The sequence below is a fragment of the Halioxenophilus aromaticivorans genome (genome assembly GCF_042850945.1).
GTDB classification, from domain to species: domain Bacteria; phylum Pseudomonadota; class Gammaproteobacteria; order Pseudomonadales; family Cellvibrionaceae; genus Halioxenophilus; species Halioxenophilus aromaticivorans.
Map to the genome: position 1 here is coordinate 1,896,694 of NZ_AP031496.1, position 15,668 is coordinate 1,912,361.

The window sequence follows — 15,668 nt, forward strand, 5'->3', positions numbered from 1 at the left end:
TTGGTTTACGGGCGCCGGGTGATGTGGCTGGCAGTGATGGCCTCAACCGTGGGGCAACCGGCTAGGGCCATGGTGAGTTCAAATTCTTCACGCAACAGTTTAAGACAGTGCGCTACGCCCAATGCGCCGGCGATGGCCAAGCCGTACATAATGGGCCGGCCGATCATCACGGCATTGGCTCCCAGTGCTAGGGCCTTAAATACGTCGGTGCCGTGGCGCACCCCGCTGTCTAAAATAAGCGAAAAGTCGCCACCAACGGCGGCTCTAATGGCGGCAATTTGGTGGATGGGGGAGGCAAGGCAATCCAAGCTGCGCCCGCCGTGGTTGGACACTACCACACCGGCCAAACCGGCCTGTTGCGCCTGGCTGGCATCATGTGTGGATAAAATGCCTTTCAGGAAAATCGGCAGCTGGGTTTGTTGTTGCAGCCATGCAATGTCATCCCAGCTGGGACTATGCGCCATATAGCCATTTAAAATGACACTTTGATTGGCTTCAATAAGTGGCGGTGGCGCGTCGCTCACGTGCACTGCGCGCACCGCCGGAGGCAGGGCGAAACCGGCCTTTTGTGCGCGAATGCGCAAGCCGTTGATGGGGACATCTACAGTTACCATAAGAGCGCTGTAACCGGCGTCTTCGGCCTGGCGAACCAGCTGCAATGTCTGTTGTTTTTGCGCCTGAAAATACAATTGAAACCAAGGCGAGGCTACCTGCTCGCCTATGGCGGCTAGGGGTTGGCTGGTGAGTGTACTCACCACCATCTGCGATTCTGTGGCAGTGCAGGCTTGGGCCGTGGCCAGTTCACCTTCGTTGTGAACCAACCGCTGGTAGGCCACCGGCGCGGCAATAATCGGGTGGGCCAAAGCTTGGCCGATTAAGTGTACGGTGCTGTTAGCCTGGCGAAAACTGTTGAGTACCGACGGTAGTATCTGCCAGTCATCGAAGCTGGTGCGGTTGTTATTGAGGGCTTGGTCGCGGTCGGCGCCGCCGGCGATATATTCGTACACCGGGTGCGGCATAAAATCTTGCGCTTGCCGTTCGTAGTCGGCTAGGGATAAAAAATCGGCGGGAATGCGAGACAATTTTTGGCTGTAGAAAAAATCCATAAATAAAAACCCCGGCTTGCGCCGGGGCTAAACCGATTAGAATTCGTAGCTAACCGATAATTGAGCGTTTCTGGCATCACCAATGTAGGTAAATGCGCCGCTGCGGTAAGCCGTTAGGTAGTAGTCTTTGTCGGTTACGTTACCGATATTCGCACGCAAGCTCAACTGCTCGTTAAACTGGTATTGGGCGAACAGATCCAGCACGGTGTAACTCGGTACGCCCCAATCTTCGTTGGCAGGGGAATCCGGTTGGCCGGTGTAGATTTCGCTGGAGTAAGTAGCCGTACCACCAAAAGCAAAGGCGGGCGTCAACTGGTAACGTAGCTGCAAAAAGGCGCTCTTTTCCGCAAAGTTGGCCAGGGTGCCACCGGTTTGTACGGGGTCGCCATTGAAATCCACCGATGCGGTTTCTAGTACTTCGGCTTTCATCAGTGCGGCACCAAACTGGGTACTTAGCTGGCGGGTAATATTACCGGTTAACGACAGTTCAACACCTTCCACGCGGTTTTTACCGGTGTTTAATGTGCCGGTGGTTTCGTAGTCGAGACCCTCCATGACATCGTCTTTGGTAATTTGGAACACGGCGGCGGTGGCCAATAAGCGGTCGCCCATCAGATTCCATTTGGTACCTAATTCGATGTTCTCGGTTTGTTCCGGCTTGCTGCGGCCGATGGTTTCAGGCTCGCCACAAATACCGCCGTAGCCACAGGCGCCGCCGACATCGGATTCACCGCCGTTGATGTTGGAGGAGGTGCTGTAGGTGAAATAAACATTACCCACGGTGTTGATGTCGTACACCAGGCCTGCGTGATAGTTGTACAGGTCGTCGGAATAGTCGAAGACAGAAGTAGTATCCGTGAAAGCGCTGTATACGGTGTTGGTGTAGTCAAAGCTGTCTACCCGCAAACCCAAAAAGGCACTTAGCGATTCGGTGATATTGAAGGTGTCCATAACTGCCAACGAGATGGTTTCAATGTCGTAGTCAGAATCCCAGCTGCCTTTGGTAATGCTGCGGTTTAACAAGCCACTGATATTACTGATGTAATTACCGCTGGCATCAATAATACAGTAGGACTCAGAAACACCACCACCACGACCTGGGGTTACACAGTTGCTTGGATTGGTGGCTTCGGAGTCGTAGACACCGTTGAGTACTTCATGGGAAGTGTATTCAAACGAGAAAATAAACTCGTGCTCGGAGCCGCCAATGTCGGTGGTCCAGAAGAGGTTGGCTTGGTCGGCAAAGTAGTCGACTTCTTGCCAGCCCTGGTGGCTGCTCAATGAGATGGTGGGGATGGCACCGGCAGGGTCACTGGCGTCGCGGTTACCGGCGCGGGTACCCGTGACAAAGTAGCCATTATCGGTGGTGCCATAGCGGACGCTATTCTCAAACCGCAGATTGTCGCTAAACAAATATTTGGCCGATAGCGTGGCGGTTTTTACTTCAGACTCTAAAAAGTCTTCGTCTTGTACGTAAACCGGCACGTCCACAACCTGGCCGCTATCGCGGTCGATGTAGGAACCTAAATCGGGCTTGTCCTGGGCATCCAGATAGTACAAATCGGCATTGATGCCGAAGCGGTCGGTTACCTGGAAGGCCGCTGCAAGGGCGATACCGTTGCGCTCTCGGTCGGCTGGGCCGCGGTCGGGTACTTCTTCGTAGGCGTGTAAAATATTAGCACGCAGGGCAGCGGAATCGCTCAGGGCAAAGTTGCTGTCAGCGGTGATGCGACGGTAGTCGTCAGTACCGGCGCCGGCGTTCACTTTATTGAAGTTGTATTCTGTGCTGGCTTGTTTGGTAATGGCGTTAATGGCACCACCGGTGGAACCACGGCCAGCAAAGGTAGAGCTAGGGCCTTTAGTAATTTCGATTTGCTCCACGGCAAAGCTTTCGCGGGTGGTCATGCCGGGGTCGCGCATGCCATCAACAAACACATCACTGCGCGCTTCGTGGCCACGGATCACATAGCGGTCACCAAAGGCATTACCGTTTTCGCCGGTGCCGAGGCTGATGCCGGGCTGGGCGTTCAGGATGTCTTTTAAGTCGGTTTTACCGCTATCTTGAATCTGCGCTTGGGTTAATACGGTGATGGTTTGTGGCGTTTCTGCCAGTTCTCGGGTATGGCGATCGTCGCCGGAGATACGCGCCTTGTAGGGAGCGCCTTTCTGGCTGTAGGGGTTGGTGTCAATGGTCCGCTCTTCGATTTCCAGCGTGTCCAATACCACGGCGTCGTCTTCTTCCTGAGCATTCACGGCTGAGCCCAAAATTAAGGAGGGCAGGCCAATGGCCAGGGTGGTGTGGGTAAGCGTGCGGTTGCGCATGCTCAGTGGGTTTTTGACTTTTTTCATTTGACTCTCCTAAAGTGGAAATTTAGTTTTTGTCTGCGAAAGTTGCATCCGGCTGGTTTAGCTGCACGATGGAAACGTTTTTTATTATTCGCAGCCCTCTCACACAGGTGTGTGGCGAGTTTTATTGCATCCTTGCGTTAGTTTCGTGCTCGGGCACGATTAATGAGTTATTAATGAGTACTCAATCGGTATTACCACGGTCAGTTTTTCTTTGTTAATTTTTTTGGGTATTTTGGGCACGGGGCTGGCCTTATCTAGCATGGCCAAGGCCGCGTTATCTAACTCGCTCACCCCGGAACTTTTCTCAAGTTTTTTACTTAAAATGGTGCCGTCGCGGGCGATGGTAAAACGCACCGTAACCACGCCCTGTTTTTTGTTCTTTTTGGCTTGCTTAGGGTAGGTTTTATGGCGGTTTAGCCATGCCATTAACTTACTGTAATAATTTTTGTAATCGCCCTTGCTGCCGCCGGTGCGCTGGTCGTTTTTGCTGCCCGTAGCCTGTCGTTGAGCCACACTTTGGGGTTTGTTTTGTGCGGTCTCTTTAATTTGTGGTGTGTCTCTGTTTTCTTCTTTAATGGGTTCTTCTTTTGTGGTTACTTCTTTAATGGGCTGTACTAGCTCCTTTGGCGCGGTCTCTTGTTTTACAACGGGCTCAACCACCGGCGCTATATCTGCTACTTTGGGCGTGCTAACAGTTTCCACTTTGGGTTGTGGTTTGGCTTCAGTAACCGGTTTTACGGGCTCCGGTTCAATTAACTCTGGTTCAATTAACTCTGGTTCCGGTTCTGGCGGCACCTCAGGTTCTTCCGGTGCAGTCTCTGGTTCTGGTTCTGGTTCCGGTTGACTAATGGATTGCGTAAAACTGCCCGCCAAACCCAGGCCAACTTCGATGCCTTGCTCGCCGACGTCAAAGGCACCGGCGCGAGCGGTTGGTTTGCTGACAAACAGCAGCCCAATACTTAAGTGGGCAACTAAAGCCACCGCTACGGCAACCAACCAAAGTGGGGCTGGTGTAGCTGTGGCTGTGGCAAGCGTCGCCGTTGGCGCACGTAAGGTGAGGCTCATGGATTAGCCTCGGGGGTTTTCTCAACGATCAAAGTAACCTTGTCTACGCCGCTGTTTTCTATGGTTAATAGCAGGTCGGCCAGTTTGACGGCGGTAATGGTGGCATCGGCATATATCGCAACCGGCCGTTGCGGAGTTTCTTGCTGCAGAATTTGGCTCAGTTCCTGGGTGGTGACCTCTCGCTGGTCCAGTAAAATTGCGCTGTTTGCATTAACGTGTATTTTGCGAGCATCTTGAGTTTCTTTAATGCCCACGGCACTGGTAGGCAAGGACAGAGACTCCGGTAATTGCGCGCGCATTTGCCCAGCCACCATAAAGAAAATCAGTAACAAAAAGACGATGTTGATCAGCGGAATCAAATTGTCGTCATCACTCTTAGGCCGGCTTAAAGGTAAGAGGTTGTTCATTAATTGCCGTATCCCGCCGTGTTCTGATCACTGGCCGGCTTGGCCAGGGTCACGCGAGCGAAACCTGCGGCTTTTAAAGTTTCGATGCCATTCACAAGAACCTGTAGCTGTGTTTGCTGGTTTGGAATGACCACCACGGATTGGGCCACATCGAAAATCTCTAACAAACGGGTGGCTGTCACTTGGTTGCCGTCAACGTCGGTAAAATCGCCGAGCTCAGACAGGTAAACGATTTGTGAAGGCGCGTCTTCGCTGATGTTGCCCGATGCCGGGGCGGCCAGTTCTACGGCTTGCCATTGGCTGAAGCTGCTGGTCAACATAAAAAACATCAACAGAATAAACACCACATCGATCAACGCGGTTAGGCTGATTTTCTTACGAGCCGGGGTGGCTAATAGCGTGTTCATGATGCCGTTTGACGTAGCTCTGGGGCGTGTTGAGAGCAGACCGTTAGGGTTTGTTCAAGGGTGTCTTGGATGGCTAGGTTTTCCAGCTCAACTCGTCGATCCAGCCAGCTGTGAAGCAGGGATACTGGGATGGCAACCGCTAGGCCCACGGCGGTGGTTAATAGGGCTTGCCAAATGCCACCGGATAGCACGGCAGGGTTTACATTGCTGCCCGCAGCCTCCATGGCCTGGAAGGCTTCGATCATGCCTAGCACCGTGCCAAATAAACCCAGCAATGGGGCGAGGGTGGCGATGACCTCTAAAATTCGCAGGTAGCTACCAAGCCGTACCATATGGCCTCGCGCCAGGCGTATGGCTTCGTCTTTTTTGGCAGAGGCAGACAGTTCTGCTGTTTGGTAGAGCTCAATTATTTGATACACCAAGCGAGCGCGGGGATTACGGTTGCCTTTAGTCAACAACAACGCTTGGGGCTTTTGGCCTTGGTGCAGGTGAGCTAGGGCAGAATCCGCACTTTTGTCTAATAGGCGCCATTGCCACCATAGCTGCAGGATTTTCACAACCACCACGGTGGAGGCAACCAATGAGAAGACTATTAGCAGCCAAACCACTGGGCCGCCGTTATAAAGTGTTTGCTGGATGGATGTCACTAGGAAAGCTCCCCAAAAACCGCATGATAATGATCGAGAGATCACTAAAAATAATGCGAATCATTATCAAAATCAATATGTTTTTCTGGAACTTTTTTACTGTGGGTCAAGCAAGCGGCATCTTTTGGCTGGTTTCTGTTACTGGCACTGGAAACCAGTGTCTCAGTCCTACTTAAACGGCCCTACTTAAACGGCCCTCCAAAAACGGTCTTCCTTAAACGCTGCAGCAGCGTTTGTACTTTTTAGCGGAGCCACAGGGGCAGGGCTCGTTGCGCCCCAATGGGATAGCGGGTAGGTCTACACCATCCACAAATTGCCATTGGCCTTTTTGGTTGCGGGTAAAGTCGGAACGCTCGTGGTGTTGTTGCAAGCCCTTGTGGTCGCGGTAAAAGGCTACGAATTCGACCATACCCTCTTTATCTTCTGGGCCACCGGCTTGCCTGTTGAGGATGCGTAAAGACAGCCAGGTCTTATCGCTGCTCCAATCCGCCAGGGCATGTTGTGTTGTCTCAGCGGGCTCGTCCGTAGGGCCGGTGCGGTAGAGGTAATGCCACTGCGCCTTAGCAAAGGCGCAGAAACGCGAGCGCATGAGCTGTTCGGCGCTGTCGGGTGTGGCGTCGGTGCTGCTGGCGTGGTACAGCTGGCAGCATTGGGCATAGGTTTTGTCAGTACCGCATGGGCAGGCCTGAGAAGGGCTAGGATTCGGCATGGTTAGATAGAAATTCCTTAGGTTTTTCGGTATGTTGCGCCTTCCCCAGTACGAGACGCCGAAACAGCCCCAGCATGAGCAAGTTTGACGATATTCGCCCGTATAACGACGATGAAGTACGGCCCACTATAACCAAGTTGTTGGCCAACGATGAATTACTGCACGCTGTTGCCAGTTTGCAGTATCCCAATGCCGTTATTCGTCACCCCAAATTGATGCGATTTTTAGCCAAACGCTTTATGCATTGGCAACTGCGTGGGGCTGATGATGTCACCGGGGTGCAGCATGTACTGGAAAAGTACCTGCGCAAAAACCTGGATAACACTACCACCGAGTTAACCCATTCGGGCCTGGAACGGCTAGATCCAAGCCAGTCTTATTTATTTGTCAGTAATCATCGAGACATCGCCATGGACCCAGCTCTAATAAACTGGGTGTTGTACAACAAAGGCTTTTCCACGGTGCGCATTGCCATTGGCGATAACCTACTCACAAAGGATTACGCCTCGGACTTAATGCGGTTGAATAAAACGTTTATTGTTAAGCGCTCCGCCACGTCGCCACGGGAAAAATTCAAAGCCGCCAAGCACTTGTCCGCCTACATCCACCACAGTTTGCACGAAGATAACTGCAACATTTGGATTGCCCAGCGAGAGGGCCGTGCCAAAGATGGCCGGGATATTACCAACCGGGCAATCATCTCCATGTTTTGTTTGAACAAGCCGAAAACGGATGATTTTGGCGATTATATTACCAACATGAATATTGTGCCGGTTTCCATCTCCTACGAATGGGACCCTTGCGACATAGCCAAGGCCAATGAGTTGTATCAACTGCAGGCCTACGGTGAATACTCCAAGCAAGAGCACGAGGATGTCGAAAGCATTGCCAAGGGGATTCGTGGCCAAAAGGGCCGTGTGCACGTGGCCTTTGGCGAAGTGTTGGGCGAGGGCTTTAACGACGCCGAAGTTGTTGCCCTTGAGGTAGAGCGACAAATTCAACGCCAATACGTGTTACAACCCAGTAACCTTGCGGCGTATTATCTGCTTTATCACCTAACGCCTGAGACCTTAAAATGGGGCGTTGATGAAAAGCCGTTTGTGGTGGAAGAGCACGAGTCGGTGTTTAAGGAGCTCAATCGCCGGCTAGAAAGTGTGCCAGAGGAGCAGCGCACCATATTGTTGTCTGGCTATGCCAACCCCGTTCTGTCGAAGTTGGCGCATTTAAATTCATTGAGCCAGGCGAGTTCTGTTTAAGTTTCTGTAGGCTAGCGTGTGGCTGCGCTGGCGGGAGTAGTACATAGGTAATATGGTCAGCGCTGAAATTAAGCAAGCCATCCAGGGGGCGTATAGTCAGTTTTTAAAAAGCCGGGGCTTAAACGCTCGCTATGGCCAAAAACTGATGATCGCAGAGATCGCGCGTACACTGGCAACCTTGGAGTTTGATGAAAATCAGCGACGGCTGGGCGATAGGCATGTGTGCGTGATCGAGGCGGGCACTGGCACGGGTAAAACCGTGGCTTATCTTCTGGCTGCCATTCCCATTGCCCAACTGTTGGGTAAAAAACTGGTGGTGTCCACCGCCACCGTTGCCCTGCAAGAGCAAATCATCCTCAAGGATCTACCCGAAGTAAAAAAACATTCGGGTTTAGAGTTCTCCTACACCTTGGCCAAAGGCCGCGGGCGCTATCTTTGTTTAACCAAATTAGACCGCATTCTCTCAGATCAACAGTCGGCCATGGATCCAACCCGTGCACTGTATGAAGACGAAATGCCTTCAGTGGACAGTTCTGCCATGGGTGTTTACGAAAATATGATCAATGCCCTGGCGGCCAATGATTGGGACGGTGACAAAGACAGTTGGAAAGACGAACTGGAAGACCAAGTTTGGTCTCGAGTTACCACCGATCATCGGCAGTGCACAGGGCGGCGCTGCTCCAATGTTACCAATTGCAGTTTTTTTAAGGCTCGCGACAGCCTCAGCAACGTGGATTTGGTGGTCACCAATCACGACCTGGTACTGGCCGATTTAGCCCTGGGTGGCGGTGCAATCCTACCGCCACCACACGAAACCATCTACATCTTCGATGAAGGCCACCACCTGCCCGACAAAGCCCTGGGCCACTTTGCACACCATTTGCGCGTCATCAGTACCACGCGTTGGTTAGATCAGAGCATTAAAAGTGTGCCCACTATGAAGGACGATTTGGTTCAGTCCAGCACAGTGAGCCACTACCTCGAAAGCCTGCCCAAATTACTGGAAACCAGTAAAAAAGAGATGGAGCGACTGTGGCCACTGCTGCAATCCTTGGCCGGTGATTTGGCTGACAGTCAAGAGCACAGCCCGCGTTATCGCTTCCCAGACGGCGTGGTTAACGATGACCTCAAAGCATTGGCCGAAGAGCTCCGAGTGAGTTTCAGCGAGCTGTACACCCGCCTGGATAAACTGCGCATAGAGCTGGAGGATCTGCTCGAGGACAAACACAGCCCGATACCCAAGGTTGATTTGGAGAATTGGTTTCCGGTTATCAGTACCTGGAGCGGCCGGGCAGAGGCCTGTTGGCAATTGTGGTCCAGCTACGCTTATCCGGATGCCGACGGCTCAATGCCGAAGGCGCGCTGGTTAACCTTATTTGACACCGGCGCCTACGTCGACATTGAAATATGCTCAAGCCCCATTTTGGCGGCCAACAACCTGCAGGCCAATTTGTGGCAAGAGTGCTGTGCCGCCGTAGTCACCTCGGCCACGTTATCAGCTCTGGGGCATTTTGAGCGCTATCGCATGCGCGCAGGCACACCAGAAAACGCCAATTACGCTTTGGTGCCTAGCCCCTTTGACTTCAGCCGTGCGGAGCTACGCATCCCCAAGGGCACGGCGGACGCCGGCAAGGCCCAGGAACACACCCTGGCCATCACCCGCCAAATGGGCGAAATCATTAACGCCAAGGAGGGCACCTTGGTGTTATTTTCCTCTCGGCGGCAGATGATGGATGTATTCGAGGGTTTGCCGGCTCGGCTAAAGAAATTAGTCCTATTGCAGGGCGACCGCTCCAAGCAAGAGACCATTCGCCAGCACAAATTGGCCATTGATGATGGCAAGGGCAGCATATTATTTGGCTTGGCCAGTTTCGCCGAGGGCTTAGATTTACCCGGCGATTACTGTCGCCATGTCATCATCGCCAAGATTCCGTTTTCGGTTCCCGACGACCCGGTAGAGGCCGCCTTGGCCGAATGGGTGGATCACCGCGGTGGTAACGCGTTTATGGAAATGAGCGTGCCAGACGCTGCAATCAAGCTGGTGCAGGCATGTGGGCGTTTGCTTCGTAATGAGAAAGACAGTGGCGTTATTACCATACTCGATAACCGCCTACTGCAACGCCGCTACGGCAAAGCGCTGCTGGATAGCCTACCACCCTACAAACGGGTCTACTGATCCTCTGATTGCGGCAGCTCATCGCTGTTTAGGCGTTGGTCTGTGCTGTGTTGTCCGCGCTCCAAACTGGCGTCCTTTGCCACACCCCCCGTCACCAAGCTGCGCAGGTCTGGAAAGGCAGCGAACAATTCATCCCGTGGTAATTCGCGCGCCAGTTCATTGCCTTGGTGGTCCTGCACCGTGTACACCGGTTTCGATTCTTTTAAATGAATCAGCACGCGGTATTGCTGGGTTTCCAGCGTGCCGATGGCAGGTGAATTAGCTTGGGCTAACGCAGTGAGGGCAAAACAGCACAAGGTGATAAGCACAGTGCGACGCATGATAGGGCTCCTTGCTGGTTTATTTGTAAAATTACCGCTAAGTCTGGCCAATGGCAGTAAATAAATGCCATCGGCGCTAAATATTATATGAATTGGCCGAAATATAAGACATCACTTTGGGAAATTTAAACCTTCCTAAACTACAGTTTTAAGACAACCTGTGATTGAGAAGCGGTGACATGAACGGCCAAACCTTAAGTAACCCTGCGGTAGAGCGGGTGCAACAATTGATAAGTGCACGCCAGTTTGATCGAGCTGAGGCACTTTTGTCCGAGTTTATTAACGGTGGCAACGCCAGCGCTCAACTGTATTATCAGTTGGGGGTGACCAAGGCGATGTCTGGCCGGCAGCATCACGCTTTGCAGGATTTTCGACGCGCCATCTCCATGGACCCAGCCTTCAGCGAAGGTTATAACGGGTTGGCCCTGGCGCTGTTTGAATTGGGCGAATTGGTGGCCGCCAATGACGTCTGCGAACAGGCGTTTACGCTCAGCAAGCCCTGTATAAAATTGTATTCCAGTTGGGCAAAAATATTACAGCGTATGAATCGTTTGGATAAAGCCAAAGATTTGCTGGAAAAAGCGCTGCTAATACAACCCAATAATCTAACCCTGTGGTGTAACCTGGCAGCCATTGCCGGTGAGTTAAACGACAAGCAAACCGCTATTGCCTGTTTTCAACGGGCACTACAAATTTACCCAGGCCTGGTGGACGTACACGGCTCTATTGCCGAGCACCGCGATTACACCTCGGTGGAAGATGAACACATTAAACAAATGCACTTGGCGCTGCAAAAAGCGGTGCACCCCAAGGTAATTGCTGGCGTGGCTTTTGGCTTGGCCCGCGCTTACGAAAAGTTGGCCGACTACGCCACCGCCACAAGTTACTATCGTTTAGCGAACGGTGAATTGTACAAGTTAGCGCCCTACGACCATGCGCAAACTGAACAGCAATTTTCTGCCATCAAAAATTACTTCAGCCAAGAGAAACTGCAGCAGCTAAGCCAATTTGGCAGCACAGACGACACGCCGATTTTTATTGTGGGTATGCCGCGTTCTGGCACGTCTTTGGTGGAGCAAATACTGGCCAGTCACAGCCAGGTTTTTGGTGCGGGCGAGCTTAATCACATTAAAGCGTTGCTGTTGCGCGATGGTGATTACCTGGCCGATGATTTCGTCAGCGCCCAGTTTGATGTGGGTGAGGAAAAGTTGAAAACTTTAGCCACAGACTATTTGCGTTTACTGCGTCAATATGACCGCAAGGCCCATCATATTGTGGATAAAATGCCACACAATTTTCGATTGCTGGGCTTAATTCGTTGCCTGTTTCCCAACGCTAAAATCATCCACTGCCAGCGTAATAAGCAAGATGTGGTGTTATCCAATTACAAAGCTAACTTTGCCACCAACCTGCGTTACGCCACGGATTTAACCGCTGCTATGCAATTTTACGGCGCCTACGAAGATTTAATGGCTCACTGGCAAAACGTAATGCCCAATAAAATCCTGTCGGTTAAATACGAGGATTTGATTAAAGATCAGCAAGCCACCACGGCACAGCTGTTAAAGTTCTGTAATCTGCCATGGCAGGACGACTGCCTCAACTTTTACCAAACCCAACGTACCGTGGCCACCGCCAGTGCCAGCCAAGTGAAACAGCCGTTGTACAATTCAGCGGTGGATTACTGGAAAAAATTCGCTGTTTACATGCCCGAACTGCAACTCTAAAAGGCTCAGCAACCTTAAAAGCCCACAAGCGCCAGGCATAAAAAAAGGTTACGGCGGGCAGTATCTGGGCGTGCCCGCGGTAACCTTATTAAATGCTTTGGCCTATTTGATTAGGCTGTTGACGAATTCGGCTAGCTCCGGCACTTGGCAATGCTCAAAAAAGCACGCCTGGAAACGTTCACCACCAACGGCTTGCTTTACTAAGCCCTCGTCCAAACTCTTCAAACCCTCAAGGTAAGGCTTTGCTGTGGCGGCCTTTACATCATTTAAGATGCCTGCGTTTTCTACCTGCGAGGCTTTACGCTCCGGCGGGTAACCCTGGCCGGTGACGCCGGTGAAGGCTTTTTCGAAAATGTAGCGGATATTCAGTTCTGCACCCCAGCCGTAACCCTTGGCGAAGGGTAGGGCCAGTGCATTGCCATTGTTGATTTGGGCAAATAGGTAAGCATCACTGGGCTCAATGCAGTAGCCGCAGGCAACGCCGGGATAAGCGTTGAGTGACATCATCGCCCCTTGGCCGGTGCCGCAGCCGGCGACCACAAAGTCCACCGCTTTACTGTTAAGCAAAAGGCTGGCAATGATGCCGAGGTGGATGTAGGTAAGACGGTGATCTTCGTCGCCGTCCATACCCACGTTGAATACTTGGTGCTTCAGCTCGTCGGACACATCCGTTAGCTGCTGCAAGATAGTTGGGTTCTTAGCCGCTTGGCTGAACTCATTCATTAAGGCAATTTTCATCACGATCTCTCCAATTCCATGATTCGGGGCGCCATTTATGGCTGATTGTACCATAATGCCACCGGTGGCAAAAGGTCTGTGGGGCTCTACCCTTGGCAGGGGTTAACTTGCCCGCGGGTATCGGCTGTCGCCCACACTCGGCGGGAATACTATTGCGCTGCGAAACGGCGCACGGCCGATTCGAGCTAATTTCGGATAAACGACAGTCTGGCACGGATAAAAAGTGGGTGATAGGCCGATATCGGTTCTGGTTCATATGTTGACCATTGGCGGCACATTGCTAGGCGGCAAAGACTCAAACCGCCGGCGAAATTCCCAGCCGGAGCGGTATGAAGGTGTGTTGTTGCTTTGATAGGCGACGACTTGTGAGGCAAGAACTTGTGAGCCAAGAACTTGGGGGCTTAGAACCGTTGGCAAGGTCGCACTTAAGGATTGAGAATATTTGGTCTAATCCGTTGGCACCGGATAACAGTATTCCCGTCCATCCTAAACACGGAAATTTGATCTAAGCTGATATGAAGAACATTGAATAGTACAGCAGCAAAACTAATTATGGCCTTTAACTAACGGCGGCGTATGGAACAGTCTTCTAGTAACGATACACAGCCACAAGCAGCCAGCAAACAGCACGAGTCTGAGAAGATGGACGCGGTGGGCGGCTTGGTGGCGGGGGTGTCCCACGAAATCAACACTCCCCTGGGTGTTAACATCGCCAACTGCTCTCTATTGCTTGAAGTATTAGACGACCTGGGCAAGGATTTTAAAAACGGTGATTTGGACGCCGAAGCCTTTGAGGACTTTTTGATCACCGCTCAGGATTTGTGTAACAGCATGTTGAAGAATATGCGGCGGGCTTCTCAACTAATCTCCAACTTTAAGCGTGTGGCGGTAAAAGACACCGATGAATCCAGCCAATTGGAACAAGTGGATGTGATTGAGCTGATTCAGGGGTTTGTATCTTCTTTCGAGGGCACCGGCGTAGACGAGCCAAGATCAGTGCAAGTCCAATTGCAGTTGCCCCCTCGGTTAATCGTCTCCACTTATCCTGCGGTTCTCCTGCAAATTCTTACGGCTTTGATGTCCAATGTTTTAATCCACGCCAAAGATCCTGCCAAAGACATCTGTACAGTGACTATTTCATTAGCACCGGCTGGTGACGGCTATCAACTGACGTTTTCCGACGATGGTGTAGGCGTCCCGGAAGCGGATTTGAAAAAAGTGTTTGAGCCCTTCTTTACTACCAAGCGTGGGGCAGGTAACCCCGGCCTGGGGCTGAGCATTGTTTACAACACCGTAAAAGTGATGCTTCGCAGCGATATTCACTACGAGAGCAAACCGGGGGCTGGCTTTAGCGTATCCTTTAAACTGCACAACCTGATGGCTGAATAAGCCACAATCTGCTCGGTTTAACGCAATACGACACCGTTACCACTGGCGTTGTTCATCTAGGCTGGCCATCAATAGCTCATTGAGCCTTTGCGGGTTGTTGGACATCAAGGCTTCAACAATAAGCTCTATGGGTGCGTGTAAATCGGTCAAATAATAGTGGGCTTTCTCTGCGATTTGCTGTTCTAGGATTTCTTCAAAGGACAGCTTGTGTTGGGCTAGTGCTCGGGTGAGCACCTCTGGTGTGGTTTTTAAATAGAACGCCAAGTCATCCAGAGTACAACTGGCAAAACTGAGTCGCTGGTTGATAACTAGGCGGGTTTGGGCGACAACGTCGCTGCCTTTGGTTATTTCTTCTTGCAGGCCATGGACGTGGGCGATTACCCCTTGTAATAGTTCACCATTGGATGTGCTAATGGCCTGCTGTAGGCTGTCTTCTGGCAAATAGAAGGCGTCTCGCTCGGCTTCGTATTCTAACTCGCAGGCGAAAAAGTCTTGTAAGGCTTCCTCGGCTTTTGGGTGTGGATTAGATATGCCCAAGCTGATTTTATTCGGTGCATACTCGCAGCCTAGCCACTGCCCTAATAAACAGTGCATTTGTGCGGTACCCAGCAGGTTGCGCTGCTGGAAATGTTTTTGGTAGTTGTTGTTGCGCTTAAACAAAACCAATTGTTGTTGGCCAATTTGGTGCTGCCAGTGGCCGGTGTCGCGGTAAAAAGCACCGTATTGGGTAGAAATATCCAGTGCGTCGGCTAGGTTACGACTTAACCCCATGATGCGCGTAGGCAGCCCCAGGGAGGGAGATGCCAAGTGGCGGGCGATAACCACGGCCAGGTCCGGGCTGCGAAAATCTTGGGCGATGGCTTCTAAAACACAATTGAAGAGCTGGCTGGGGATAAACAGTTCGGCATTGCCAAGTAAATCCGGCGGCAGGCCAGCTTTCATGGCGGCCTCGCCTAAATTGATGCCTAATTCGTCAGTGGCGAGTTTGACAGCGTTGAGTAAATCTTGATCTTGCGACACCAGTTTTGTCATGGGTTCTACTTGGCAGTTCATCCTGATTACCGTATTGGTCCTTAAACGATAGCAATATCTATACCAGCAATATCTATACCTTTAGCGAGCCAAACACCTTCCGGGCAGGCGGTGTTGCCGTGCGCCTAGCGCTGACACTACCGTTACGAGCGATGAAAACCTACTGCCCATCGGTTGAATAACCAACGATAGGGGTGGGCGGCTAAGGTACTGGGGGTAAAAGGGTCAATCTCGGCAAATGAGGCAGTGGAATTTAGGGAATTATGGAAGATGGCACCAGCACTTACGCCCTTTCAGGGAAGTGCAGCCGCAGAAATACAGCACTGCTGTTGGTACGTTG

Annotated in this window: 14 protein-coding genes; 4 read left to right on the forward strand and 10 right to left on the reverse strand. The window is 51.7% G+C overall.

All coding sequences use genetic code 11. From position 1 onward, the window contains the following. Positions 1–5 precede the first annotated feature (5 nt). The 7 genes from ACGHM3_RS08220 to ACGHM3_RS08250 form a co-directional block, all read right to left on the reverse strand. A complete protein-coding gene (locus ACGHM3_RS08220) occupies positions 6–1,106 on the reverse strand; it encodes an alpha-hydroxy acid oxidase (RefSeq protein ID WP_345418061.1) in 1,101 nt (366 codons plus the stop codon). Between the two features lie 36 nt (positions 1,107–1,142). Continuing rightward, entirely contained in the window at positions 1,143–3,455 is a 2,313-nt protein-coding gene (locus ACGHM3_RS08225) for a TonB-dependent receptor domain-containing protein (protein WP_345418064.1), read from the reverse strand. 159 nt (positions 3,456–3,614) lie between these two features. Continuing rightward, on the reverse strand, positions 3,615–4,520 hold the full coding sequence (locus tag ACGHM3_RS08230; protein WP_345418067.1) for an energy transducer TonB: 906 nt from the start codon (positions 4,518–4,520) through the stop codon (positions 3,615–3,617). After that, on the reverse strand, positions 4,517–4,927 hold the full coding sequence (locus ACGHM3_RS08235; protein WP_345418070.1) for a biopolymer transporter ExbD: 411 nt from the start codon (positions 4,925–4,927) through the stop codon (positions 4,517–4,519). The genes ACGHM3_RS08230 and ACGHM3_RS08235 overlap by 4 nt, the downstream gene beginning before the upstream one ends. Further along, positions 4,927–5,334, reverse strand: coding sequence for a biopolymer transporter ExbD (locus tag ACGHM3_RS08240; protein WP_345418073.1), 408 nt, complete (start codon positions 5,332–5,334; stop codon positions 4,927–4,929). The genes ACGHM3_RS08235 and ACGHM3_RS08240 overlap by 1 nt, the downstream gene beginning before the upstream one ends. Then, the gene (locus tag ACGHM3_RS08245) at positions 5,331–5,981 is read right to left on the reverse strand and encodes a MotA/TolQ/ExbB proton channel family protein (protein ID WP_345418076.1); all 651 of its coding nucleotides are present in this window, start codon (positions 5,979–5,981) and stop codon (positions 5,331–5,333) included. The genes ACGHM3_RS08240 and ACGHM3_RS08245 overlap by 4 nt, the downstream gene beginning before the upstream one ends. 214 nt (positions 5,982–6,195) lie before the next feature. Further along, a complete protein-coding gene (locus tag ACGHM3_RS08250) occupies positions 6,196–6,690 on the reverse strand; it encodes a YchJ family protein (protein ID WP_345418079.1) in 495 nt (164 codons plus the stop codon). A gap of 74 nt (positions 6,691–6,764) precedes the next feature. Here ACGHM3_RS08250 and ACGHM3_RS08255 point away from each other — a divergent pair, with 74 nt between their 5' ends. Continuing rightward, positions 6,765–7,946, forward strand: a complete 1,182-nt coding sequence (locus tag ACGHM3_RS08255; RefSeq protein WP_345418082.1) for a 1-acyl-sn-glycerol-3-phosphate acyltransferase — start codon at positions 6,765–6,767, stop codon at positions 7,944–7,946. A gap of 52 nt (positions 7,947–7,998) precedes the next feature. After that, the gene (dinG, locus tag ACGHM3_RS08260) at positions 7,999–10,122 is read left to right on the forward strand and encodes an ATP-dependent DNA helicase DinG (protein ID WP_345418085.1); all 2,124 of its coding nucleotides are present in this window, start codon (positions 7,999–8,001) and stop codon (positions 10,120–10,122) included. Here the strand turns inward: dinG and ACGHM3_RS08265 are convergent. Then, entirely contained in the window at positions 10,116–10,442 is a 327-nt protein-coding gene (locus ACGHM3_RS08265) for a hypothetical protein (protein ID WP_345418088.1), read from the reverse strand. The genes dinG and ACGHM3_RS08265 overlap by 7 nt on opposite strands. A 179-nt stretch (positions 10,443–10,621) precedes the next feature. Between ACGHM3_RS08265 and ACGHM3_RS08270 the strand changes: the two genes are divergently transcribed. Next, positions 10,622–12,169, forward strand: coding sequence for a sulfotransferase (locus tag ACGHM3_RS08270; protein ID WP_345418091.1), 1,548 nt, complete (start codon positions 10,622–10,624; stop codon positions 12,167–12,169). A 102-nt stretch (positions 12,170–12,271) separates the two neighbouring features. Here the strand turns inward: ACGHM3_RS08270 and ACGHM3_RS08275 are convergent, their stop codons facing one another. After that, positions 12,272–12,907 (reverse strand): RpiB/LacA/LacB family sugar-phosphate isomerase, encoded by a 636-nt coding sequence (locus tag ACGHM3_RS08275; protein ID WP_345418094.1) that lies wholly within the window; start codon positions 12,905–12,907, stop codon positions 12,272–12,274. Between the two features lie 576 nt (positions 12,908–13,483). Between ACGHM3_RS08275 and ACGHM3_RS08280 the strand changes: the two genes are divergently transcribed. Beyond that, positions 13,484–14,296 (forward strand): HAMP domain-containing sensor histidine kinase, encoded by an 813-nt coding sequence (locus tag ACGHM3_RS08280; RefSeq protein WP_345418097.1) that lies wholly within the window; start codon positions 13,484–13,486, stop codon positions 14,294–14,296. Positions 14,297–14,332: 36 nt separating this feature from the next. Here the strand turns inward: ACGHM3_RS08280 and ACGHM3_RS08285 are convergent, their stop codons facing one another. After that, entirely contained in the window at positions 14,333–15,328 is a 996-nt protein-coding gene (locus ACGHM3_RS08285; protein ID WP_345418100.1) for an AraC family transcriptional regulator ligand-binding domain-containing protein, read from the reverse strand. Positions 15,329–15,668: the final 340 nt, after the last annotated feature.